The organism is Campylobacter concisus, assembly GCF_003048675.2.
In the GTDB taxonomy this organism is placed as follows: Bacteria; Campylobacterota; Campylobacteria; order Campylobacterales; family Campylobacteraceae; genus Campylobacter_A; species Campylobacter_A concisus_F.
Genome location: NZ_CP060707.1, coordinates 1,091,596 through 1,114,244, shown reverse-complemented (window position 1 = coordinate 1,114,244; position 22,649 = coordinate 1,091,596). Strand labels below are relative to the sequence as shown.

General features: G+C 38.4%; 26 protein-coding genes. 13 read left to right on the top strand and 13 right to left on the bottom strand.

Annotation, left to right across the window (positions count from 1 at the left end):
- Nucleotides 1–125 precede the first annotated feature (125 nt).
- The 3 genes from CVT00_RS05570 to CVT00_RS10385 all read left to right on the top strand — a co-directional run bounded on the left by CVT00_RS05570 (nt 126) and on the right by CVT00_RS10385 (nt 7,846).
- On the top strand, nt 126–2,633 hold the full coding sequence (locus CVT00_RS05570; RefSeq protein WP_103558453.1) for a molybdopterin-dependent oxidoreductase: 2,508 nt from the start codon (nt 126–128) through the stop codon (nt 2,631–2,633).
- Between the two features lie 353 nt (nt 2,634–2,986).
- Entirely contained in the window at nt 2,987–5,554 is a 2,568-nt protein-coding gene (locus CVT00_RS05565) for a molybdopterin-dependent oxidoreductase (RefSeq protein ID WP_103558454.1), read from the top strand.
- Between the two features lie 321 nt (nt 5,555–5,875).
- A complete protein-coding gene (locus CVT00_RS10385; protein ID WP_107915800.1) occupies nt 5,876–7,846 on the top strand; it encodes a methyl-accepting chemotaxis protein in 1,971 nt (656 codons plus the stop codon).
- A 377-nt stretch (nt 7,847–8,223) separates the two neighbouring features.
- Here the strand turns inward: CVT00_RS10385 and modD are convergent, their stop codons facing one another.
- The 10 genes from modD to CVT00_RS05510 form a co-directional block, all read right to left on the bottom strand.
- Nucleotides 8,224–9,057 (bottom strand): ModD protein, encoded by an 834-nt coding sequence (gene modD, locus CVT00_RS05555; RefSeq protein ID WP_107915798.1) that lies wholly within the window; start codon nt 9,055–9,057, stop codon nt 8,224–8,226.
- 1 nt (nt 9,058) lies between these two features.
- Nucleotides 9,059–9,316 (bottom strand): helicase, encoded by a 258-nt coding sequence (locus tag CVT00_RS05550; RefSeq protein ID WP_107915796.1) that lies wholly within the window; start codon nt 9,314–9,316, stop codon nt 9,059–9,061.
- Between the two features lie 10 nt (nt 9,317–9,326).
- On the bottom strand, nt 9,327–10,790 hold the full coding sequence (locus CVT00_RS05545) for an alanine/glycine:cation symporter family protein (RefSeq protein ID WP_103565764.1): 1,464 nt from the start codon (nt 10,788–10,790) through the stop codon (nt 9,327–9,329).
- 14 nt (nt 10,791–10,804) lie between these two features.
- Entirely contained in the window at nt 10,805–12,895 is a 2,091-nt protein-coding gene (locus CVT00_RS05540; protein WP_430516351.1) for a heavy metal translocating P-type ATPase, read from the bottom strand.
- Entirely contained in the window at nt 12,864–13,184 is a 321-nt protein-coding gene (locus tag CVT00_RS05535; protein WP_107915792.1) for an oxidoreductase, read from the bottom strand. The genes CVT00_RS05540 and CVT00_RS05535 overlap by 32 nt, the downstream gene beginning before the upstream one ends.
- Nucleotides 13,184–13,498, bottom strand: a complete 315-nt coding sequence (locus tag CVT00_RS05530) for a hypothetical protein (protein WP_009293949.1) — start codon at nt 13,496–13,498, stop codon at nt 13,184–13,186. The genes CVT00_RS05535 and CVT00_RS05530 overlap by 1 nt, the downstream gene beginning before the upstream one ends.
- A 9-nt stretch (nt 13,499–13,507) precedes the next feature.
- Nucleotides 13,508–13,819, bottom strand: a complete 312-nt coding sequence (locus CVT00_RS05525; RefSeq protein WP_035142523.1) for a hypothetical protein — start codon at nt 13,817–13,819, stop codon at nt 13,508–13,510.
- Between the two features lie 31 nt (nt 13,820–13,850).
- The gene (locus CVT00_RS05520; RefSeq protein WP_103603640.1) at nt 13,851–14,501 is read right to left on the bottom strand and encodes a ferritin-like domain-containing protein; all 651 of its coding nucleotides are present in this window, start codon (nt 14,499–14,501) and stop codon (nt 13,851–13,853) included.
- Nucleotides 14,494–14,817, bottom strand: coding sequence for an HMA2 domain-containing protein (locus CVT00_RS05515; RefSeq protein ID WP_002942231.1), 324 nt, complete (start codon nt 14,815–14,817; stop codon nt 14,494–14,496). The genes CVT00_RS05520 and CVT00_RS05515 overlap by 8 nt, the downstream gene beginning before the upstream one ends.
- A 102-nt stretch (nt 14,818–14,919) precedes the next feature.
- The gene (locus tag CVT00_RS05510) at nt 14,920–15,366 is read right to left on the bottom strand and encodes a Fur family transcriptional regulator (RefSeq protein WP_107915790.1); all 447 of its coding nucleotides are present in this window, start codon (nt 15,364–15,366) and stop codon (nt 14,920–14,922) included.
- 150 nt (nt 15,367–15,516) lie between these two features.
- Between CVT00_RS05510 and CVT00_RS05505 the strand changes: the two genes are divergently transcribed.
- Entirely contained in the window at nt 15,517–15,726 is a 210-nt protein-coding gene (locus CVT00_RS05505) for a hypothetical protein (RefSeq protein WP_002942234.1), read from the top strand.
- A gap of 107 nt (nt 15,727–15,833) precedes the next feature.
- Here the strand turns inward: CVT00_RS05505 and CVT00_RS05500 are convergent, their stop codons facing one another.
- Nucleotides 15,834–16,499, bottom strand: coding sequence for a lipid-binding SYLF domain-containing protein (locus CVT00_RS05500; RefSeq protein WP_103609566.1), 666 nt, complete (start codon nt 16,497–16,499; stop codon nt 15,834–15,836).
- A gap of 117 nt (nt 16,500–16,616) precedes the next feature.
- Here CVT00_RS05500 and CVT00_RS05495 point away from each other — a divergent pair, with 117 nt between their 5' ends.
- Nucleotides 16,617–17,225: a trimeric intracellular cation channel family protein gene (locus CVT00_RS05495; protein ID WP_021088495.1), complete on the top strand. Its 609-nt coding sequence runs from the start codon at nt 16,617–16,619 to the stop codon at nt 17,223–17,225.
- Nucleotides 17,222–18,208 (top strand): SAM-dependent methyltransferase, encoded by a 987-nt coding sequence (locus CVT00_RS05490; protein WP_103609567.1) that lies wholly within the window; start codon nt 17,222–17,224, stop codon nt 18,206–18,208. Before CVT00_RS05495 ends, CVT00_RS05490 begins: the two co-directional genes overlap by 4 nt.
- On the opposite strand, the gene ybaK is transcribed toward CVT00_RS05490, so the two are convergent.
- Nucleotides 18,197–18,679, bottom strand: a complete 483-nt coding sequence (gene ybaK / locus CVT00_RS05485; protein WP_103609568.1) for a Cys-tRNA(Pro) deacylase — start codon at nt 18,677–18,679, stop codon at nt 18,197–18,199. The genes CVT00_RS05490 and ybaK overlap by 12 nt on opposite strands.
- A 58-nt stretch (nt 18,680–18,737) precedes the next feature.
- On the opposite strand from ybaK, the gene fliL reads away from it, so the two are divergent.
- From fliL to CVT00_RS05450, 7 genes are all read left to right on the top strand, one after another.
- Nucleotides 18,738–19,274, top strand: a complete 537-nt coding sequence (fliL, locus tag CVT00_RS05480; RefSeq protein WP_002942267.1) for a flagellar basal body-associated protein FliL — start codon at nt 18,738–18,740, stop codon at nt 19,272–19,274.
- Nucleotides 19,271–19,615 (top strand): holo-ACP synthase, encoded by a 345-nt coding sequence (gene acpS, locus CVT00_RS05475; protein WP_107915788.1) that lies wholly within the window; start codon nt 19,271–19,273, stop codon nt 19,613–19,615. The genes fliL and acpS overlap by 4 nt, the downstream gene beginning before the upstream one ends.
- A 146-nt stretch (nt 19,616–19,761) precedes the next feature.
- A complete protein-coding gene (locus CVT00_RS05470; RefSeq protein WP_103558469.1) occupies nt 19,762–20,163 on the top strand; it encodes a hypothetical protein in 402 nt (133 codons plus the stop codon).
- 122 nt (nt 20,164–20,285) lie between these two features.
- The gene (locus CVT00_RS05465) at nt 20,286–20,681 is read left to right on the top strand and encodes a DUF6984 family protein (protein ID WP_103558470.1); all 396 of its coding nucleotides are present in this window, start codon (nt 20,286–20,288) and stop codon (nt 20,679–20,681) included.
- Between the two features lie 583 nt (nt 20,682–21,264).
- Nucleotides 21,265–21,438, top strand: a complete 174-nt coding sequence (locus CVT00_RS05460) for a polymorphic toxin type 30 domain-containing protein (protein WP_196376834.1) — start codon at nt 21,265–21,267, stop codon at nt 21,436–21,438.
- Nucleotides 21,439–21,503: 65 nt separating this feature from the next.
- Nucleotides 21,504–21,887: a hypothetical protein gene (locus CVT00_RS05455; protein WP_103559162.1), complete on the top strand. Its 384-nt coding sequence runs from the start codon at nt 21,504–21,506 to the stop codon at nt 21,885–21,887.
- Nucleotides 21,888–22,091: 204 nt separating this feature from the next.
- A complete protein-coding gene (locus CVT00_RS05450) occupies nt 22,092–22,229 on the top strand; it encodes a hypothetical protein (RefSeq protein ID WP_181000526.1) in 138 nt (45 codons plus the stop codon).
- A gap of 22 nt (nt 22,230–22,251) precedes the next feature.
- Here the strand turns inward: CVT00_RS05450 and CVT00_RS05445 are convergent, their stop codons facing one another.
- The gene (locus CVT00_RS05445; protein WP_196376833.1) at nt 22,252–22,539 is read right to left on the bottom strand and encodes a hypothetical protein; all 288 of its coding nucleotides are present in this window, start codon (nt 22,537–22,539) and stop codon (nt 22,252–22,254) included.
- Between the last annotated feature and the right edge of the window lie 110 nt (nt 22,540–22,649).

Genomic DNA, 22,649 nt, shown 5'->3' with positions numbered 1-22,649 from the left:
ACATTAAAATAGATCGCAGATTTGCGATCTTAGTCTTTAGTGCGGGATCAAACCGATGGGGTTTGTCGCAGCTTGGGCTTGCTCAAGCGAGAAGTAATAAAGCAAAGTAAAAAAGGTATTTATTAATGCAAAGACGAAAATTTTTAAAAGGTAGTTTGGCTTTAGCTGCTACACCTTTTCTAGGCGGTTGCGCTTTTAGTGGAAATGGCAGTGTAAAACCAAGCTTAGTACAAAATGGTAGCGTTAGAACCTCGGCGTATTGGGGTATGATGGATGTTAGCGTAAAAGACGGTGTTGTGACTGGCTCAAAGCCACTTAGCGTTTTAAGCAGCATACCAAACCCATTAAGAGGCTACACTGCAGACATGATCTACAAGTGCCGCATCAAGCATACTATGGTGAGAAAGAGCTATCTTGAAAACCCAGATAGCCCAAAGCCAGAGCTACGCGGTCAAGATGAGTGGGTGCAGGTAAAGTATGAGGACGCTATCAAGCTAGTTGCAAGAGAGCTAAAAAAGACAAGAGCTCAAAGAGGCCTTGCTAGCGTTTATGCGAAGTCTCCAGCGTGGAAATCAAGTGGAAATTTCAATAGCTCGACCACGCTTTTGGCTAGATTTATGAACCTAACTGGCGGCTTTGTCGGCGGTCTTGGCGACTACTCGACAGGTGCAGGGCAGGTTATCATGCCTCACGTTATGGGCGGCATAGAGGTCTATGAGCAGCAAACTACATGGCCAGTGGTACTTGAAAACTCAAAAGTCGTAGTGATCTGGGGAAGTGACCCAGTAGCTACACTAAGAGTTGGCTGGACGGCGACTGATGAGCTGGGATACAAATACCTAGAAGATCTAAAAAATAGCGATAAAGAGATCATTATAATTGACCCTATCAAAAGTCTAACGGGTAATTACTTTGACGGTAAGGCAAAATGGATCGCTCCAGTGCCAAACACCGACACAGCTATGATGCTTGGCATGGCGTATCATCTATATAAGACCAAAAACTACGATAAAGAGTTTTTAGAGAACTACACAGTTGGCTTTGATAAATTCTTGCCATATCTACTTGGTAAAAAAGATGGCAAGCCAAAAACACCAAAATGGGCGAGCAAAATTTGTGGCGTCAGCGAAAAGGTGATAAAAGAGCTTGGTGTTAAAATGTACAAAAACCGCACGATGATAATGGGCGGCTGGGCTATGCAGCGTGCTCACCACGGAGAGCAGCCTTACTGGATGCTAGTCACACTTGCGGCGATGCTTGGTCAGATAGGCCTACCAGGCGGAGGCTTTGGCTTTAGCTATCATTACAGCGGCGGCGGCGTGCCAACTAGCACAGCAACGGTCGTTGGCGGTATCAACCCTGCAGATATCGGTGTCATCAAAGATGGTAAATTTAAAGGATATGCAAAAGACGTGGCTGATGAGAAGCTAAAAGCCGAGATAGAAGAGATGCAAGCAGCCTCTTTCCCAGTGGCTCGCATAGCTGACGTGCTTTTAAACCCTGGCAAGACGATAGATCATAACGGCAAAAAGATCACCTATCCAGATATCGACTTCATCTACTGGGCAGGGGGCAATCCATTTGGTCACCAGCAAAATTTAAATAAGCTAAAACGTGCATGGCAAAAGCCAAGAACGGTCGTGGTAAATGAAATTTACTGGACACCAACAGCAAAGATGGCTGATATTGTATTTCCAGTGACGACGCTTTATGAAAGAGATGATATCACTATGGTTGGCGACTACTCTAATCAATACATCATGCCAATGAAGCAAGTCGTAGCCAAACAAAACGAGGCAAAAGACGACTATCAAATTTTCTCTGATCTAAGCAAGGCCTATGCTGATGGTGTGGCTGAAATTTACACTGACGGGGCGAAAGAGCCGCTTGATTTCATCAAGTCATACTACGATAGTGCCGCTAAAGTCATCAATGAAAACAAAGCTCTTGGCGTTAAAATGCCTAAATTTAGCGAGTGGTGGGAGAAAAACGAGCCTACTAAATTTGACTCAACCACAGAGAACGAGGCTTGGGTAAGACACGCTGAGTTTAGAGAGGACCCTATCTTAAACGCTCTTTGCACGCCAAGTGGTCTTATAGAAATTTACTCAGAGACGATAGCAAATATGAACTACGACGACTGCAAGGGTCATGCTATGTGGATGGAGCCTGCTGAGTGGCTGGGTGCGAAGAAAAAATCAGCTAGCATTCACCTGCTAAACCCACACCCAAGCGTGCGTTTGCACTCTCAGCTAGGCATAACGTCGCTTAGAGATACGTACGCGGTAGCTGATCGTGAGCCGATCTTGATAAACACTAAAAATGCTAAAAAACTTGGCATCAAAACAGGCGACATCGTGCGTGTTTATAACAAGAGAGGTGAAATTTTAGCAGGCGCTGTGGTGAGCGATGATGTGAGCTACAACGTAGCAAGGCTTTGCGAGGGCGCATGGTACGACCCAGATGAGAAGGGCGTTTGCAAAAATGGCTGCATAAACGTTTTAACAAACGACATCCCAGCTAGCAAGCTCTCAAATGCAAATATCTCGCATACGACGCTTGTTAATATCAAAAAATTTAAAGGTGAGGCACCAGAGCTTAGCGCCTTTAAAGAGCCAAAATTTTCAGTCTGATCGGACTGTAAATTTGTAAGAGTGAGCGGAGCATATCGCTAGCGATGCGAGCGATGGGTAGCTACTCTAGGATAAAACCAAAATTTAGATCGCTTAATTGCGATCTTAGTCTTTAGTGCGGGATCAAACCGATGGGGTTTGTCGCAGCTTGGGCTTGCTCAAGCGAGAAGTAAAACCAAAATTTAGGATCAAAAACTAGGTCTTAAATTTAATGTGTTTTACTCGGGGAGAAAACCAAATTTAGTCCGCGTAGTCGGACGAGTAACTTTAGGTGGGTGCAGGGAGTGCTTGCACTTCCGCTCGCAGATTGGGCTTGCTCAAGTGAGAAGTTAAAGATAATAAAAGGAGAAAAAATGAACGAGAACAGACGAGATTTTCTAAAAAAAGGTGCAACAGCACTTGCAGCTACACCTTTGCTTTCAGGTGTAACAGCTTCAAATTTGTTTGCTGATGAGGTTAAAAAGGGCGTTGTAAAAAATGGCGAAACTCTTACAGCTGCTCACTGGGGCATGCTAAAAGTAACAACCAAAAACGGCATCGCTGTAAAGTCAGAGCCTATCCAAAAGACAAGTGAAATTTACAACCCACTTCAGCACTACACACCAGATATGATCTACAAAAGTCGTATCAAACGCCCAGTAGTTAGAAAGAGCTACCTTGAAAACCCAGATAGCCCAAAACCAGAGCTTCGCGGCATCGATGAGTGGGTCGAAGTGCCTTACGAAGAAGCGATCAAACTAGTTGCTAAGGAGCTTAAAAAAACAAGAGCTCAAAAAGGTTTAGAGAGCGTTTTTGCAGGTAGCTACGGCTGGAAATCAAGCGGCAATGTGCATAACTCAATAATTTTACTTCATAGATTTATGAACCTTAGTGGCGGCTTTGTTGGCTCGCTAGGCGACTACTCAACAGGCGCTAGTCAGATCATCATGCCTCACGTTGTAGGTAGTATCGAGGTTTATGAGCAGCAAACTAGCTGGCCAGTCGTGCTAGAAAACTCAAAAGTCGTAGTCATCTGGGGTGCAAACCCACTTGCGACACTTCGTATAGCTTGGACAGCGACTGATGAACAAGGCTTTAAATACTTTGAAGAGCTAAAAAACAAAAAAGATATCAAAGTGATCGTGATCGATCCTATCAGGTCTGAAACAGCACAATACTTTGACAAAGCTCAGTGGATCGCTCCAGTGCCAAACACCGACACAGCGATGATGCTAGGCATGATGCACTACCTATATGAAAGTGGCAAATACGATAAAGAATTTATCGAAAACTACACTTATGGCTTTGATAAATTCCTCCCATATCTACTTGGCAAGACAGACAACACTCCTAAAAATTTAGAGTGGGCGAGCAAAATTTGTGGCATCGACAAAGATACTTTAAAAGAGCTAGCTGATACATTTGTAAGCAACCGCACAATGCTAATGAGTGGCTGGGGTATGCAGCGCGCTCACCACGGCGAGCAACCACACTGGGCGATGGTGACACTTGCAGCTATGATCGGTCAGATAGGCCTACCAGGTGGAGGCTTTGGCTTAAGCTACCACTACTCAAATGGCGGCGCACCAACATGCAAAGGCGCAGTCATAGGCGGCGTAAATAGCGCAAGTGTGGGTAAATTTAACGAAAAAGGCGAGTTTATCGGCACTGATACGGGCGAATTTGACAAACACGGTCGCTTTGTCGCAAAAGCAGCCGCAGTAGCAGGCACAGGTCAAAGCTGGCTACAAAAAGCAACCAACTACGCTTTCCCAGTAGCTCGTATCGCTGATGCGTTGCTTCACCCTGGCAAAGTGATAGATCACGACGGCAAAAAGATCACCTATCCAGACATCGACTTTATCTACTGGGTCGGCGGCAACCCGCTTGTGCATCACCAAGATACTAATACAAATTTAAAAGCGTGGAGAAAGCCAAGAACGGTTGTCGTTCATGAAGCATACTGGACACCGACAGCAAAGATGGCTGATATCGTCTTTCCAGTCACAACAGAGTATGAGAGAAACGATATCACGATGACTGGGGACTACTCAAACATGAATATCGTGCCAATGAAACAAGTCGTTGAAAAATACCGCGAGGCAAAAGATGACTATCAAATTTTCACTGACCTTTGCAAGGCTTATGCTAAAAATTTAGTGATCGCCTACACAGATAACGGCAAAGACGAGTTTGACTGGATCAAAGAGTACTACGACGCAGCCTACGCTCAAGTAAAGGCCGTCCCTGAGCTTGCAAGCGACATGAAGCCATTTGAAGAGTTTTGGAATGAAAACAAACCAGTCACATTTGCCTCATCTCAAGATAGTGATAGTTGGGTAAGACTTGGTGAATTTAGAGAAGATCCTGTGCTAAACGCTCTTGGAACGCCTAGCGGTCTTATCGAAATTTACTCAGATACGATCGAGAAAATGGGCTATGACGACTGCAAGGCGCACCCAACTTGGTTTGAGCCGATCGAGTGGCTAGGCATGAAAGACAAACCTGCAAAATACCACATGATAAGCGCTCACCCAACTGACCGCTTGCACTCACAGCTAAGTCAAACTTCACTTCGTGACAAGTATGCTATCGCTAACCGCGAGCCAGTGTGGATAAACGAAAATGACGCAAAAGAGCTTGGCGTAAAAACAGGCGATTTGGTGTGTGTATTTAACGCTCGTGGCGAGGTACTAGCGGGTGCCTATGTGACTAAAAACATAAAAGAGGGCGTTGTAAAACTAGCTGAGGGCGCTTGGTATGACGGCTTTGATAGTGGCATCTGCAAAAACGGCTCTGCAAACGTGCTAACCATAGATATCCCAACAAGTAAGCTAGCAAACGGCAACATCAGCCATACAGCTCTTGTAAATATTAGAAAATATCAAGGCGATGAAGCACCAAAACTTACAGCGTTTTCTGAGCCAAAATTTTCTAAATAATCTCAAAGCAGGGGAGTGATCTCCTGCTTAAATTTATCTTTGCTTATAAAATATCTTTAACTACTTTTTCAAATTTATCTATTCATTTTCGTAAATTTTAGAGAAAATTTAAATATTTTTTATTAATTAATATTATTTATTTGTAATTAAAATTTTCTTAAATCACCTAAAATAGGCTATTTACTAAGTAAAGTAAATTTATTGTTGCTTAAATGTAATTTATATTTTCAAGTTATATTTAATTATTAAAGTAATAAAATCCGCCTTGTTTTTAGGAGAAACAGCCTATATATCGTATCTTATAATGCAAAGGAATGAAAAATGAATAATCTAAGTATAAAAATAAAGATCCTATTAATTGTAATTTTAAGTCTTATTTGTTTAAGTGCAACAAGTATTTATATTTTAAATGGTGTTTTTAAGACTAGAAGCCAAGCTGTATCAAGCCTTAATACAGCTGAAGATATCATAAAACAAAGTGAATTTATCCATGAACTTCAAAAAGAGCGTGGTTATAGCGCAGGCTTTATAGCTAATGGCAAAGATGCTGATAAAAATTTAAAAGAGCAAAGAGCTAAAGTTGATGGCGTTTTGTCTAAACTTTCTAACAAAGATGAACTCTCAAGCGAGCTTAATAACATAAGAGCAAAAGTAGATAACAAAGAAAGTTTTGCTCTCATAGCTCCTAAATTTCACGATATGATCGAAAATACACTTATATTTGAAAATTCCCTCGCAAGCAGCTCTGAGCCTGATATGAAAGACAACTTGGCTAGGATTTTTAGCATTTCAAAGATCAAAGAGTACTACGGCATCACAAGAGCGATAATGAACGTCGCCTTTATCAAAGACGAGATCGACAAAAACACTTATGTAAATTTGATCTCTCACGACGCAAACATCAAAAAGTTTTTAAACGACTATGTCAAATTTAATAGCGGCAAATACGCAGACAGCCTGCAAAAAGATATCTTGCAAAGCAATGAATTTAAGCAAATAGACGAGATCATCAAAGACGCTATCGCTACTCCAGAAGAGACAGCCAGAAAGATCGAGGCGGCTAGCTGGTTTAAAGGCATAACAAATTTGATCGATAGTCTCAGAAACTACGAGCTTTACTTGCTAAATGATATGAAAGAGCTAGCCACTCACGACAAAGATGAGGCCAGCAACCTTGTGCTATTTATGGCTATAATGCTTGCCTGTTTTATCGTCGCACTCGTCTTTATCTCGCTTGTCGTTGGTAAAAATATCATCTCAGGCATCGATAGCGTAAAGGGCGGTCTTGGCGAGTTTTTCTTGTATCTAAACAACAAGACAAATTCTGCCAAACTTCTAAGTTTAAAAGGCAAAGATGAAATTTGCATCATGTCATCGCTTATAAATGAAAATATAGAGGTTATCCAGACGGCAAAAGAGCATGAAAACACCTTCATCCAAAAAGCCAACACCTTTGTAAATGAGATAAAAGATGGCAACTATGAAGCAAGCTTAGAAGCAGATACTAATAACCCAGCTCTAAATCAACTAAAAAGCACATTTAAAGATCTACAACTTGCTCTTAAAGAAGCAATCTCAAGCAATGGTAAAGATGTATTAAATCTACTAAACACTTATAAAAACCAAGACTTTACAAAAAGACTTGATGATGATGGAAAGATAGCAAGTGGTATAAACTCTCTTGGCATTGAGATATCTAAAATGCTAAATGACAATCTAAACCAAGCTCAAGTACTAGAAGAAAAAGCTAAACTTTTAGCTAGCTCAGTTTCTAAAGTAGCAAGCTCAGCAAACACTCAAGCAAATAGCTTACAAGAATCAGCTGCTGCAGTTGAGCAAATGTCTAGCTCAATGAATGCCATCTCTCAAAAGACAGCTGATGTTATAAGACAAAGTGATGAAATTAAAAACATCATAACTATCATTAGAGATATAGCAGATCAAACAAATCTACTAGCTCTTAATGCTGCTATTGAAGCAGCACGTGCAGGAGAGCATGGCAGAGGCTTTGCCGTAGTTGCTGATGAAGTTAGAAAACTAGCTGAGAGAACTCAAAAATCACTTGGTGAGATAGAAGCAAATACAAATGTATTAGCTCAATCAATAAATGAGATGAGTGAATCAATCAAAGAGCAAAGTGAAGGCATAAACATGATCAATCAATCAGTTGCTCAAATAGATCACCTAACAAAAGAAAATGTAGTAATTGCTAACCAAGCAAATGAAGTAACATCAGAAGTAGATGAGATGGCTAAAGCTATAGTTGAAGAGGTTAGGAAGAAGAAATTCTAAAACATTTCTTGTTTAGGGTTTTAAATAAGCTCAAATTTGTTTAATGAAAAACTACTCAATAAATTCCAACCTGGTTTAAGCTGGGTTGGAATTTAATAAATTATCTTTTTAATTTTAATATTTTATTTAACTGCTTTAAAATTTTATATTGTTTTTTCTGCTCATACCTTTAGTATTTGCAAATTTTAAAATTCCATTCACTCGCAAGAATCGACTACTAAAATTTGACTTCGCTTACCGCTTAGCTCAAATTTTAGAGCCGAAATTACTCGCTCATGAAATTTTAAAATTTGATAGACGCTTACTAAAATAATTAGCAGAATAAGAGCTATTTATTATTTGATATATAAATTATATGTATTTTTATATGTAAAATTTTACAAAATTTCAAGTCTTGTGCTGATGTCAGCAACGCCTTTTGAATACATTGCAGAAGTTACTATCGCATCGGCAGCTGCAAATTCTTTTGCATTTGATAAATTTACGCCGCCAGCTGCTAGTATCATAGTATTTGGCGAAATTTCATCTCTTAAGGCTAGCACGTTTTTGATAAGCTCTGGGCTAAATTTATCACACTGCACGACGTCGCATTTTGCCTTTAAAAGCTTGCTCGCCTCATCTAAATTTTCAGCCTCGACGCAGATCTTTCGCTCGACCATTTTGGCTTTAAATTCTGGCAAATGTGAGATAAATTCATCAAAGCTAGCGTAGGCTTTTATGTGGTTTTTAAAGAAAAGAACGCTGTCGCTAAGTCCAAGTCTGTGCATACCGCCACCACCTTCAAGCACGGCTTTTACACAAAATTTCTTTGCAAATGGGAAGCTCTTTCTGGTTGCTAAGACCTCGCATTTTTCATTGACGCCTTTTGTAGCTTTTGACATTTTGTTTGTGTAGGTTGCGATGGCGCTGGCGTACTCTAGTGCAACTTGGGCTAGTTTCCAAGCCTTATGCACATCTTCGTAGCTGCCATAAATTTTTATGATCACATCGCCAGCCTTGCAAATTTGAGAGTTTTTAACAAAAATTTCGCTCTCGCAGCCAAGTAGCCTTGCTATGCTTGCTGCCACATCTACGCAGCTAACGCAAATTTCATCACGCGAGTAAATTTCAAGCGAGGCTTTTTTATCGATATCTTGAAGCGACGTTGTGAGGTCAAAGTAGGGTAGATCCTCATTTATGTAGTCTAAAATTTCAGCGTCGCTTATTCTCATTTTATGCCTTTTTTGAAGCGGTTTTTGCTTTTACGATCATCTTTTTAAAGATGCCATTGTCGTAAAGTCCAGCGTGGTAAAGTGCAAAGCATGTAAATGCGATGCCAGAAACTACGTGGAATTTTTTAACAGATCTATTTTTCATAAAAAGTGCGCTTAGGCAAACAGATGCCAAAGTGACGCTCATGCCGACCTTCGCTACTTGTCTATGCGTGTTTAGATCTAGTAGTTTGCCGCTTATCTTCATATCTTTTCCCAAATTTTCTCCTTTAGTTTTTGCCCCAGCAGCTTGTATTTTTGATGCCTAAACTCTCTGGGTCAAATTCTGGATTTTTACCAGCTTTTCTTTGCGCTTCGTAGTCTTTTATCGCTATTATCACCACTTTTGAGAGTAAGAAAATGGCGATAATGTTTATCGTAGCCATGGCTGCCATCGTGATATCAGCGATGTTCCAAGCGAGTTTTAAGTTCATCTGAGCACCTATAAATATCATAATCACTGCTGTGATCTTAAATGCTAGCGTTAAATTTTTACTTTTTGTCAGAAATTTCATATTTGCTTGTGCGTAGTAGTAGTTGCCGATGAGCGATGTGATGGCAAATAGCACTACTGCAAGGGTCGTAAAGTGTAGTCCAAAGTCGCCAAAATACTCTTTCATCGCTGCTTGAACAAGAGGTAGGGCGGTTAGCACTTCGCCACTTACGCCAGTTTGTTTTGTAAGATATGCTTGAGAAAAAAGCACGATCATACCAGAGGCGACGCATATCGTCATATCGATAAAGACAGCCATTGCTTGCACTAGCCCTTGTTTTACTGGGTGGCTTGTGTGCGCCGCAGCCGCTGCATTTGGCGCTGAGCCCATACCAGCCTCGTTTGAGAAAAGTCCTCTTTTTATGCCTATTACGATCACGCTTCCAGCAAATCCGCCAAAGATCGCTTTAAAATCAAAGGCACTTTCTATGATCATCTTGATGACGGCTGGAATTTCTTTGAAATTTAAAACGATCGCGATGATAGCTAGCAAGATGTAAGTAAGCGCCATGAAAGGCACGATATATGAGCTAACTTTGCCGATGATGTGGCTCTTGCTAAAAAACATCACAGCTGTAAATGCTGTAAGGATAAGTCCGATGCCAATAGGCAAGCCACTTTGCGCAAAGGTGATGTTGCTGCCTGCTTTGTCGTAGTAAATTTCAAAAGCAGAGGTCATGGTGTAGCTTTGAAGCCCGTTAAAACCATAAGCATAGGTGATGATGAGGATGATGGCAAACAAAGAGCCAAGCCACTTTATGCCAAGCCCATTTTTGATGTAATAAGCCGGTCCGCCTTTAAAGCCAAAGACATCTTTAGTTTTATAAATTTGAGCCAAAGTACTCTCTATAAAGGCTGAAGCTGAGCCTAAAAATGCCATCAAACACATCCAAAAAAGTGCTCCTGGACCACCTGCGACGATAGCCGCTGAAATTCCAGCGATGTTGCCGATGCCAACGCGCGAAGCAGTTGAGATCATCAGCGCTTGAAACGGCGTTAGATGGTGCTTGTTATACTTATCCTTTTTCTCTACCAGAACTCTGCAAGCTTCAAAGAACATCCTAAACTGCACAAAACGGGTAAGGTAGCTAAAGTAAATTCCTGAAGCTACAAGGATGATAACCAAAAAATATCCATATAAAAAGTCGTTGGCTACATCCATTTTGCCGTTTAAAAAGTTTAAGAAATTCTCAAACACCATCTATCCTTTCAAATTTATTTTGACTTGATCTTCACGCCCTTCATTGAGTTGAGCAGAAGCCAGATCGTCGTGCCATTGTGAAGCATGGCAGTTGCTATTGGATTTAGCATGCCAAGCGTTGCGGCACTTAGTATGGCTGTATTTACGCCAACGGTTGAGCGGAAATTTGAGCTAATTAACTTCATAGTTTTATTAGCAAGCTCTTTTGCAAGTGCTACGCTCATGATGTCATCTTTTAAAAGGCTTATATCAGCCGTTGCTTTAGCGATATCAGCACCTTTGTGCATGCTTATGCCAACATTTGCTTTTGTTAGGCTTGGCGCGTCATTTATGCCATCTCCGACAAAGGCGACCTTTTTGCCCTCACTCTTTAGCTCTTCTATGATCGCTGCTTTGTCCGTTGGCAAGCACTCAGCATAGACCCTATCAAGCCCAAGCTCGCGCGCTACCTCTTCAGCTTTGCTCTTTATGTCGCCACTTAGCATAACTATCTCTTTTACGCCAAGATTTCGTAGTTTTGCCACCATATCTTTAGCATTTGCTCTCATATCATCTTTCATAGCGATCACACCAACAAGCTCTTTGTCGTATCCTACGTAAAGCAGGGTTAGTCCGCTTTGCAAAGCCTTATTTATAAGCGTTTCGTGAGCTTTAAAGCTTATCATCTCATCATCTTCTAAAAAGTGCCTACTGCCGATGACCACCTCTTTGCCGTGCATCGCAGTTTTTACGCCGTGAGCTACAATAAATTCGACCTCGTCGTGGTGGATATGGCTAAATCCACGCTTGTTTGCAGCCTCAACTATCGCTTCAGCTACTGGGTGGAAGTAGTGCTCCTCAGCACTTGCGGTTAAATTTAAGATATCAGCCTCTGAAAATCCATCTTTAAAAGAGTAAATTTCAACCACGCTTAGGCGTCCGTGAGTTAGAGTGCCAGTTTTGTCAAAAACAAATGTATCAACCGAGCTTAGAGCCTCGATCGCCTTTGCGCCTTTTATGAGGATGCCGTTTCTGCCGGCTTTTGAGATGCTTGACTTAAACGCAACTGGCGTAGCAAGTTTAAGTGCGCAAGAGTAATCAGCCTGAAGCACGCTTGCAACGCTGTTCATATTTTTATTTATAACATACGAAAGCCCAGCAAGAGAGAGTGTGACTGGCACTAGTTTATCAGCTAGTTTTAGAGCTTTTACGCCGATGGCTGATTTTTCATTAAGTGAAGTTTGGATGTACTCTTTGATCCTTGCGGTTGCGGTGTCGCTACCTACGTTTTCAGCCCAAATTTTGATCCTGCCTTCATCTACAACAGTGCCACTTATGACGCGGTCGCCTCTAGCTTTTGCCACGGGTTCTGCTTCTCCAGTCATTGAGACTTGATTAACATCAGCATTACCCTCGACGATGTAGCCATCAACGCCTATCGTCTCGCCAGCTCCGACTACTACGATGTCGCCTTTTTTTAAATTTTCGGTTTTTACCTTTTCAAGCGTCTTTTCACCGTTTAAATTTCGCTCGACCCAGACCTCTTCGATGTTTGGTTTGGCTAGCTCTTTGATGAGATCATCGCTTCTGTGGCTAGCACTTTCTTCCATGTATTCGCCGATATTTATCATCAAATTTGTGCTATTTGCCGCCAAATGATCGCCCATTGCAAGGCTTGTGCCAATAGCAGTTGCTTCAAGCACTTTTGAGGTGATGCCATCGTACCTTAGCTCTTTTGCGCCTTCTATTAAATTTGGAGCTGTTGCGTAAAGAGTTACGGCTGATTTTAGAGTTTTGTTACTCATAAATGGCGTTACACCAAGTGCAGCAGCAGCTTTGTAGATATTTGCTTTGCTAGGTAGGCTCTCATCTTTTGGCTTGGTTGGAAAATCATAGCTTTTTATAAAATCTAAAATTTTCTCATAGCTCTTATCAAACTCAACAACGATGCTTTTTGCGTATTTATTTACACGCACGCTTTTTGCATCGGTTCGCTCTGAGATCGCAGCCTCGATGGCGCTGACATCGCTTCTAGCGTTTAGGCTCTCGCAAATAAACCTCGCTCTATTTTTGCTCTTGTGAGCTAGAGTGACCTTATTTTTGTGAGTCAAGTTCTGCTTTGACATCTTCAAAACGCTCTTTTAGTTCTTCTATGCCAGCGTTTATTAGCTCGCCACCTTTGATGATCGCTTTAAATACGCACTCTTGTGCTTTTGGATTAGTTAGCACATAAGCTGCTATGCCGCCTAAAAGTAGGCCTTTTACAAAGCCAGCTGCGTTAAAATTTTCAGGTACAAATGGTAAATTTTGAGCTGCATTATTTATCGCATTATCAACCGCACTTGGCTGAGTTGCTGCTGCGTCATTTGCTGCTATTTCGTTTGCATTTTCTTCATTGATATAAGGGTTATTCATTATTTACTCTCCAATTTTATTAGTTCTTCAGCTATCAAAAGACCGCCGATGCCAGCTGCAGTGAAAGCCGCTGCGTTTAGATATTTTTTTTGTGCTATCAAATTTGAAGCGTGAATGCCAACAGCACCTACAAAACCACCAGTTACGGCGTATTTTGCTATCTTTTTAGCGACGTCTTTTTTAGTTGCTCTGTTATTTAGATAGTCGCTAAAGCCAAGCGCAGCCGCACCCATACCAGCGATCAAGGCTCCACTGATGAAGTGATCAAATGGAAGTCTTGTATTTGAAAGTGTAAAAAGACTATTTTCTTGCATTCTCTATCCTTAAGCTATATCGTTTGGTGTGATAGCTTTTGGAGCTGCTGGCTTTTTAGCGCGTGGTTTTCTTGTTTTTTTAACCACTTTTTCAGCCTCTTTTTCTACTTTTTTAACGCCACGTTTTGCTTTTTTCTCTTCTTTAACCATGAAGTCTTTTGCATCTTTTGCGACATTTTTGCCTTTTTTGTAAAGATCTTTTGCAGCCTCTTTGCCTTTGTCTAAGCCGTCTTTTGCGCACTCTTTGATCTTATCTCTTTTACTCCAAGCAACTACTGCTAAACCGCCTACTGCTAAACCTGCTAAAAATGGTAATGCCATTTTAAATCCTTTCTTTGTTTGATTTTGTAAATTATTCATCTTCTTCATCCTTATTTAAATTTTTGCTAACTACTGAAATGCCTAATGCCCCAAGCGCAAGCCCGCTAAAAAACGAGAAATTTGGGTTGTTTGTGATCTTTGCCAACTCGCTTTTATCAGCCTTGCCACTTGCGATATTTTGCAAGCTTTTAGTTATCTCATTAAAGTCATTTTGATAGCTTTCTAAAATGTTTGTTATGCCATTTTGCTCAAAATTTTGTGAAATTTCATTTAAATTTAGCTCATTTTTTGCCTCACATCCGCTATAAATTTCTTTTAAGCAGTGCTTTAAAGAGGCGATATATTCGTTATTTGAAGTAGCCCAAAGTCTAAAAAATAGATCTTTTAGCTCCTCGTCATCTAAGCTTTCACAAAATTTTTCATACATTTTGTTTAGCTCATTTTCATAGTTTAGTGCCTCTATCAGTGCATCTTCTTTATTTTTTGCTGGCAAAAAGATAGCTTCATTTTCGCAAACAAGCTCATACTCATGCGCACTTGCAAATTTCTCTATCAAAACGATCGCATTTTTTCTCACGCTTGCGATTTGATCAAATACTTCGCCAAATGAAGCTAGGCTTTCATATAACCTAAGTGCGTTTTTTTCGCTCGTATAAGAGGCGTTTAAAAGCTCATTAAGCATATTTTACTTCTCTTGCTACTTCATTTACTTTAGCTGAAATTTCTTCTAAATTTTGCCCTTTTAAGAGATCCTCCCAGAGATTTTTAGGGAAAATTTCATGATCGTATTCGATCGTTACAGAGCCGATTATCTTGTTAAATTTAACATTTTTTATGCCATTTATTTGAGCTATCATGTCATCTAAACTAGCTAAATTTACGCTACTGCTTAGCTCTTTGATCTTTGGGCTAACCCTTACTCTTAGTCTGCCATTTGTGTGAGCTATCATCGAAAAATAGCTTGCAACTTGTGCTAAAGTTTGTGTTTTTATATCCATTTTCATCCTTTTATTTTGTCTGCGTATTATCTAATCTGTAACTTAAACAAATCTGAAATTTTTTTGTCTTTCATTATCAAAAAGTAAAATGAAATGATAAATTTAAATCCCATTTTTTGCTTGGCAATCACTGCAAATTCCATAAAGTATCATCTTATGAGACTCTGCACTAAATGATCTTTGATTACAAATTTGATCTTGTCTTTGCTCTATCATCTCATCTTCAAAATCAATCACTTTGCCGCAAATTTCACATATCAAGTGATCGTGAGAGGATTTTAAATTTAGCTCATAATTTTTAACACCATTTTGCTCAAAACTATTTGCCAAATGGTGCTCTTCAAGGAAATTTAAAAAGGTATATATCGAAGTCATTGAAATTTCATTTTTGTAAGTTTCATAAATTTTTTGGCAAATTTCTTGAGCATTTAGATGCGACTTGCTAACAAAAAGCACACGCAAAATTTGCTCTTTTATCTCAGAGCCTTTTTGACCAAAAGCTTTTAAAAACTCGTTAAAATGCTTGTAAAATAGTTCAAAGTCTTCCACAAAATCCCTATCAAATTGATAATGAAAGTAAAGATTTTACAACTTTGCTACTAAAAAATGCATAAAATTTCTTACGAATTTAAAGTAAAGTATTTTATAAGCTTCTTTTGGTATAGTTTCGCATTTTTTAAATCAGAATTAAGGAACGAAATGACTTACGACGAGCTAGAATTAGACGCCGTTTTGTTAGAGGTTTTGGAAAATAGAGGCAGCTTTGACTCGATGGATGACGAAGAGCTTTACGAGCTTATCGAGCAAGTCGCGCAATACACTGACGGCGACTACGAAGAGGCGTTTGAATATATGACTCAATTTTCTCCGATCCCTAAAAAACGCTTTGTATCACTATTTATGGTTTAGCAAAAAGGCTAAGCCATAATCTTGCTAATTTATAAACTAAATTTCAAAAATCTTTAAAATGCTAAAAAAGAGCTTGACTCTTTTAAAAGAGCCAAGATGTGAGGTTTTTATAAGAAGTATTTTGAGATTATCTCTTTAAATTTGATTGTGTATTTGCTAGCTTTTGGGCTGTTGTTGTAGATATCTTCGAATTCATAAATTCTATCGTAGTAGTCGTTTGTATCTTGCGCGTTTATCTTAAGTCTTGCCACGTCTAAGCTAACGCCAACAAAAGCTCCACTAGTCTTGCCACGCTCCACGACAAATGCTGAAATTTCAGGCAAATCGCTAGCTATCGCCACTTCGTTACCAACGCCGCCAGTCGCTTCTGCTTTTAGACTGATCGTATCTTTTGCGTTAAATAAGCTTGCGTAGGCTTCTGAGTTTTTAAACAAGATGATCATATCAGCTGAGCTATATCCTAGCTGAAGTCCGATGCTGCCAGATGTGTAATTTACAAAAAACGGGCTTGACCACTCGCCATCGTCGTTTTTAGCGATAAATACGCCTTTGCCTTTTGAGCCAGTGATGATCGCGCCTGCTTTTGTTACGTCTGGGATGATAGCGATGGCTTTGATGCCTGTAAATTTGGTATTTGGTTTTAAATTTCTAGTGCCAAAAGCGTTTAAAATGTTTATCGCGTTTTTTAGTTTTTGATTTTGGATCACGTCAGCGTTTAAATTTAACGCAAAAAATGAGCCGATCAAAAAGAGCAAAGTTAGAATTTTTTTCATCAAATTTCCTTATTTAAAATTTTTGTTATTATAGCCTAAAATAAACTATTATTTAAAAATTTATTAATGAAATTTTATGAGATTTCATTATAAAATGCCCATTTTTAAGGAAAAAATATGAGCTTAATACTTTTTGTCGAATACGTCGGTATCGCATCAGCTGCGCTTAGTGGCTTTTTGTTTGCAGTAAAAAGAGAGTGTGACTGGCTGGGCGTCTTTTTGTCTGCATTTTTAACTGCACTTGGAGGCGGTATCGTGCGTGATATGCTTGTTGGCAGGGCGGTTTATTCATTTACTCACTACATGCCAGTAAGCGTCGTCATCTTTATGCTTGTCGCATCCAGGATCACAAATTTGCATATAAAAAGAGATGGTTTGGAGAAGAAATTTGTCTTTATCTTTGCCGATGCGATCGATGTTATCTGCTTTTCTATCGTTGGAGCGATGGTTGCCATTGAGTATAGCTACAACATCTTTGGCGTCATGATGATCGCCTTTTTTAACGGCGTTGGTGGTGGTATCTTAAGAGATATCTTGCTAAATGAAGTCCCATGGTTTTTGCGCACCGGACTTTACGGCACGATAAGCCTTGGCGTGGGGCTTGCCTACTTTATCCTATATCATCTAGGCCTTACCAACATATTTTTTACCATGCTCTTGCTTGCTGCTGGCATAACGGTCAGGATGTTTGCATTTTATAGAGGCTGGAAGCTGCCTGACCTATGAAATTTAGCGAGTTTTTTGATATCTGGGTCAATGAAAACTACTATAAATTTGGCGTGGATATCGGTAAAAAGGGTGATTTTTACACAAATGTAAGTGTTGGCTACCTCTTTGGTGCCTGCCTTGCAAACTACTTTTTAAAGCTACTTAAAAACGGCGAAATTTCTAGCTCTTGCAAGGTCGTGGAGATCGGCGCAAACTCGGGCGATATGCTGGCTGATTTTGCACAGGGCATCTTTACACTTGAGCCAGAAATTTTGTCAAATTTAGAGCTTATTATCATAGAACCTCATGAAATTTTACGCAAAAAACAGCTTGAGACATTTAAAAATCGCTTTGGTGACGAGGTTAGAGTAGGGCACTATGAAAATTTGGGCGAGTGCTCGTTTGATGAAATTTTTGTCATCTCAAATGAGCTACTTGACGCATTTAGCTGTGAGGTGATAGACGCAGATAATATGCTTTTTGTGGATAGCGATCTAAAATTTCACTGGCAAAAAGCTGATCAAAATTTACTAGCCCTTGCAAAGAAATTTGGCATAAAAAAGGGCGAGATATCAACTAGCTACGCTAAATTTGCGCTCCAGCTTGCAAATGCGGCAAAAAAGGTGAGATTTTTAAGCTTTGACTATGGCGAATTTGAACCAAAAAATGAGTTTAGCCTAAGAGTTTTTAAGGATCATCAAGTTTTTTCTTTGTTTGAAATTTCAAACCTTGCGCCATATTTTAAAAGCTCAGATCTAACTTATAGCCTTTGTTTTAAGCAGGTAAAAGAGGCTTTCTCTCTGGCTGGCTTTTTGATGCTTAAATTTAAAAAACAAAATGATGCTTTGGTTTGCGACTTTGGCGTGGATGAAATTTTATCTTTGGTGCTTGAAAAAGGCAGCAAGCAAGCCTACGAAAACGCCGCAAAACAGGCAAAATTTCTACTCTCGCCCGAGTTTTTAGGCGAGAAGTTTAAATTTATAGAGTTTTTAAAGAGCTAGCCTGGCGATATCAGCGTAACCCGCTTCGCAAGCCTTCAAAAGGTCATTTGGAGCTATCTTTATCTGCTTGCCTCTTACTCCAGCGCTTACTAGCACGTACTCTTGCTCTTTTGCTCTCTCATCGATGAAGGTCGCAAAGTGCTTTTTCATAGCAAGTGGCGAGCAGCCGCCTCTGATGTAGCCGGTGATCTTCTCTAGGTCTTTTAAATTTATAAGCTCGCAGCGTTTGGCACCGCACGCATAAGCAAGTGCTTTTAGATCAAGCTCCAGATCGCCTTGCAAGCAAGCAACGACAAAATTTTTAGGCTCGCACTGACAGACGATCGTCTTATAAATTTGCTTTATATCTTGCTTAGTGCTAGCTGCTACGTGAACGGCTGAAAGATCGTTTAGATTGACTTCGTATTCAAGTATATCATACTCTATTTTTAGCTTGTCTAAAAGCCTGGCGGCGTTGGTTTTATGTATCATCTTTTCTCATTTTTGTGAATTTTTTGTATAATTATAGCCAAAACTTAAAGGAGGAAAGATGGCTGAAGAAGTTGAAGAGAAAAAAGCAAAAAAAGGTGGCAATGGCGCTTTGATGATAATCATCATCGCGATATTTGTTTTATTGCTAGTTATCGGAGGGCTAGTGGCGTTTTTGATGCTTAGTTCTGACGAGCCAAAAGAGGCAAATATGGCGCAAACACCAGCTCAGACTCAAACTCAACCAGCACCCGCTCAAAACAAAGCAAAACGCGGTGGCAACGACTATTCAAACATGGGACCGATATATCCGCTCGATCAGTTTGTCGTAAATTTACTTAGTGAAAATGGATCAAGATTTCTTAAAACTAAGATAGATCTAGAGCAAAGCGACGAGCTACTAACTGCCGAGCTTGATAAGAAAAAGGCACTTTTAAGAGATATCATCATAAGAACGCTCTCTTCTAAAACTTACGAAGAAGTAAGCACTGCAAAGGGCAAAGATAGGCTAAAAGACGAGATCGTAGGCAAGCTAAATGAAGTGCTAAATGATGGCTACATCAAAAACATATTTTTTACTGATTTCGTGGTGCAATGATAGGCATCGATATCGTTAAGATAGATAGGATTTCAAGACTTAAGGCTCGTCACGGCGAGCTTTTTTTAAAGAGATTTTTAAGTGATAATGAGATCGCGCTAGCAAAAAATGATGCGACTTTGGCTGGATTTTGGGCAGCCAAAGAAGCAGCTAGCAAAGCCCTTGGTGTGGGCATCAGCAAAGAGTGTGGCTTTTTAGACATTATGCTCAGCAAAGACGCAAGAAACGCACCAAAGATAAAATTTAGCCCAAGAATTTATACAAGCTTTAATATCAAAGAAGCAAGCCTTAGCATAACTCACGACGGCGGATTTGCCGTAGCTGCAGTGATGATAGTCTGAAATTTATTTGCTTTAAGAATGATTTAATTTTATATATTTAATGGCAATATAATAAAAAGCGACAAACCGTCGGCATCTTTTGAAAGTCATATAGAATTGGAAAATTTTGACTTAAATATACTTAATAAGATTATGGAACAATAAATATGGCAGATTTAAATATTGAGAAAAAAATTTTACCATGGATTTATTATTGGATAAAAGAAGCTTCTGATATAAAACAACAAAAAATGCATTGGCTAAATGAGAACAATATTGATGGCGGAGTATCGTCTTATGTTGAATTGGTGTGCTCACTTTTTGATGATTTAAAATTTGATGACTTTGTGGAAAATACGGCATCCACTTTAGGTCTTTCAGATAAACTCATAAATTTATTGCGTGATTTTAGAGATGAACTAAGAAATTATATTGCAGAAGATGATAATGATGATGAAGCGATTATTAAAGACCCAAATTGGCAGATTGTTATTAAAAAAGCACAAAAAGTTATAGTTGCTTGGAGTAAATATAAACAAGTATCTAAAAATGACCAAAATTTACAATAACATCTTTAATATTTTTAGGAATAATAAATTTTGAAATACTTGGAGTGCGAAGCTCTTAGATGCTGGAGAACAAGATGGCACATATAATATTGGTACCATTATTGTTAAATAAAGACTGAATAATGAAAGAGATTTATGTATATAATAAAAAATTACGAGTTAGACATATAACTATGCAAATTAGACAAATGGTGGAAATTTTAATTAAAAATTCACAGAGTGAGAATAAAGAGTATAAATTTTCAGATGAAATTTTTTATTTTGAAGATGGTAAGATGGGAAGCTTTGGCTTTGTTTATGAAAGCAATGAGTATATTAGTGGCGGTAAGCATATTTCGGACGTAGAGTTTTATGATATTGATGGAATACTTTGTGTGGCTACCATGTTTGCATACGATAATAATTTTGTTGATAGTGTTGATATTTGGAAAGTTGATTTTTCTCCACTTATAAAGATACCAACAAATGAGAATGATTTTTTTATACCAAATGAAAAATCAAAAATAACTACCAGGTAAAAGATTTAGATATTTAATATTATATAAAAGAAGATGTAAATCCAAGAATATGGTGTGTGGTGTTAAAAAATATTTATCAGCTTGGTGATGTTAGAGTAGTAACTGAAAATAATGATAATATTATAATTAGTTTTATAAGAGCTAGCCAATGAAATGGATATATCCACAATTAATTGATGATTTGAAGTATTATTGTAATAGATTTATTAATGGCGATATTGATATTCAAACTATTCAAAATAAGATATATAAAACAGAAATGCAAATAGTTGCTATAGAGGAGCAATGGCTAAGAAAGATATTATCAATATAGAAAATAAAAATTGAATTATCTATGTTTACATTAGAAGATGCTGAATTAAAAAGAATGTACGTGAAAAATAGATAATTTATTAGACATATTGTATAAATTTGAAAAATGATATGAACTAGACAATATTATAAAAGGTGAAAAAAACAAATAAACCGTCTATGTATGCCCTGATAAAACAATAAATTCTTAAAGTTGGTTGGAGAATTTACAAAAACTAGAGGGAGCAACGGTAGATGAAATTATTTCAAGAGTTCCAAAAAGATTGGAAAAATGTTAGCGCAAAAAAATGGAAATGGTATAAGATTTATTGACGAGGCTGGCATTGAAAGAATTAAAGATCACGGACCTGATCCAAAAGCCCCAATTGGGACAAATTCAAATTCTAGTTGGATTTTAAGAATACAAGATAAAAATAAAAATTACTTAGATAATTTTTGGAAATAGTGGTGGCTATAAGGCCAATGAGACGCACATACCAATTTATGGAAATCCTATTTTGGAGAAATAAAATGCTAGTAGAAAAGGGATATTTTTTATTAAATTTATGCAGAATAGCTTCTTTATGGCATCAAGATAAGTATTTGGTTGATCCATCTGCGGATAAATATGAAACAGTAGAGGACTTGGTACAAGATATATATAACGCTTGCGAATATGCGTTATATCCTAGAAATAAAATATATTTTTCAAAGCGAGAGCTAGAAATCATAAGCCACTTCAAATCATTTATGGATAAGAATTTTGGAATAGATTTTTGGAATGAAATAGAAAAAATAGATAATAAAACCTTGGTTTATTCAAATAAAACTTGGATAAAAACAAGAGAATTTGCCGGTGCAATCATAAAAAGATTTGGTTTTAGTATAGAAAATTTTAATTATGAAAACTTTTAACCAGTTTTACAATAAATATTTGAAGATGATCTAAATTTTAGAGAGAAAGAGAAGAGGTATTGTTTTGCTTTTAGAAATTATCTGCTTGAATTTGCTGGTTTTATTGATTTTAAAATTTACAAAAGTGATTTTAGAAAAATCTTTAATGACTATCAAGACCCAAGTATCAAAGCTACAGGAGTAGATACACAAGCAGATGGCTATGTGGTTTGTCCGCATTGCTATAACGCTGAGCAGGTAAGCGCAGAACTAGGCGTCATAAAGTGCGAAAAATGCCACCAAGAATATAACAACCCACTTGCAAAAATTTGTCCAAGTGGGATATCTGTGCTTGATGATTAAAATTAAATGTTTTTATAAAAGCTCATATGCCCAAAAATTCTATTAGCTCATTTGCAATCAATAAAGTTTCTTTGCCAAAATACTTCTCAATTTTCTTATATTGTTCTTTGCTTGAAACATTTTGTATCGTCTCAATAAAGCCAATTAAAAATGCTGTGCTAATATAGTCATCGTTCTTAATATTTTTCTCAACTAAGTTAAAAATTTCTAGCTTATCTTGCTCACTTAGTTGATAAAAATTTTCCACCAAAATAACCGCAAAATCGACAAGCAATAGCTCTAAGCTAGGATAAAGTGGTAAATTTCGCATGAACTCTTTTTGATATTGGCTAAAAAATCTTTTATCTTTTGACACAAAATCATAAATTATCTCTTTATGGCTTTATAGTTCATTGCCATTTTGCGTAAAAATCATCTTTA

Bases quoted from the DNA above. Each gene is read 5' to 3' on its own strand.
- CVT00_RS05570 (WP_103558453.1), top strand. From the start codon at position 126: ATGCAAAGACGAAAATTTTTAAAAGGTAGTTTGGCTTTAGCTGCTACA.
- CVT00_RS05565 (WP_103558454.1), top strand. From the start codon at position 2,987: ATGAACGAGAACAGACGAGATTTTCTAAAAAAAGGTGCAACAGCACTT.
- CVT00_RS10385 (WP_107915800.1), top strand. From the start codon at position 5,876: ATGAATAATCTAAGTATAAAAATAAAGATCCTATTAATTGTAATTTTA.
- modD (WP_107915798.1), bottom strand. From the start codon at position 9,057: ATGAGAATAAGCGACGCTGAAATTTTAGACTACATAAATGAGGATCTA.
- CVT00_RS05545 (WP_103565764.1), bottom strand. From the start codon at position 10,790: ATGGTGTTTGAGAATTTCTTAAACTTTTTAAACGGCAAAATGGATGTA.
- CVT00_RS05540 (WP_430516351.1), bottom strand. From the start codon at position 12,895: ATGTCAAAGCAGAACTTGACTCACAAAAATAAGGTCACTCTAGCTCAC.
- CVT00_RS05535 (WP_107915792.1), bottom strand. From the start codon at position 13,184: ATGAATAACCCTTATATCAATGAAGAAAATGCAAACGAAATAGCAGCA.
- CVT00_RS05530 (WP_009293949.1), bottom strand. From the start codon at position 13,498: ATGCAAGAAAATAGTCTTTTTACACTTTCAAATACAAGACTTCCATTT.
- CVT00_RS05525 (WP_035142523.1), bottom strand. From the start codon at position 13,819: ATGGCATTACCATTTTTAGCAGGTTTAGCAGTAGGCGGTTTAGCAGTA.
- CVT00_RS05520 (WP_103603640.1), bottom strand. From the start codon at position 14,501: ATGCTTAATGAGCTTTTAAACGCCTCTTATACGAGCGAAAAAAACGCA.
- CVT00_RS05515 (WP_002942231.1), bottom strand. From the start codon at position 14,817: ATGGATATAAAAACACAAACTTTAGCACAAGTTGCAAGCTATTTTTCG.
- CVT00_RS05505 (WP_002942234.1), top strand. From the start codon at position 15,517: ATGACTTACGACGAGCTAGAATTAGACGCCGTTTTGTTAGAGGTTTTG.
- CVT00_RS05500 (WP_103609566.1), bottom strand. From the start codon at position 16,499: ATGAAAAAAATTCTAACTTTGCTCTTTTTGATCGGCTCATTTTTTGCG.
- CVT00_RS05495 (WP_021088495.1), top strand. From the start codon at position 16,617: ATGAGCTTAATACTTTTTGTCGAATACGTCGGTATCGCATCAGCTGCG.
- CVT00_RS05490 (WP_103609567.1), top strand. From the start codon at position 17,222: ATGAAATTTAGCGAGTTTTTTGATATCTGGGTCAATGAAAACTACTAT.
- ybaK (WP_103609568.1), bottom strand. From the start codon at position 18,679: ATGATACATAAAACCAACGCCGCCAGGCTTTTAGACAAGCTAAAAATA.
- fliL (WP_002942267.1), top strand. From the start codon at position 18,738: ATGGCTGAAGAAGTTGAAGAGAAAAAAGCAAAAAAAGGTGGCAATGGC.
- acpS (WP_107915788.1), top strand. From the start codon at position 19,271: ATGATAGGCATCGATATCGTTAAGATAGATAGGATTTCAAGACTTAAG.
- CVT00_RS05470 (WP_103558469.1), top strand. From the start codon at position 19,762: ATGGCAGATTTAAATATTGAGAAAAAAATTTTACCATGGATTTATTAT.
- CVT00_RS05465 (WP_103558470.1), top strand. From the start codon at position 20,286: ATGAAAGAGATTTATGTATATAATAAAAAATTACGAGTTAGACATATA.
- CVT00_RS05460 (WP_196376834.1), top strand. From the start codon at position 21,265: ATGTTAGCGCAAAAAAATGGAAATGGTATAAGATTTATTGACGAGGCT.
- CVT00_RS05455 (WP_103559162.1), top strand. From the start codon at position 21,504: ATGCTAGTAGAAAAGGGATATTTTTTATTAAATTTATGCAGAATAGCT.
- CVT00_RS05445 (WP_196376833.1), bottom strand. From the start codon at position 22,539: ATGCGAAATTTACCACTTTATCCTAGCTTAGAGCTATTGCTTGTCGAT.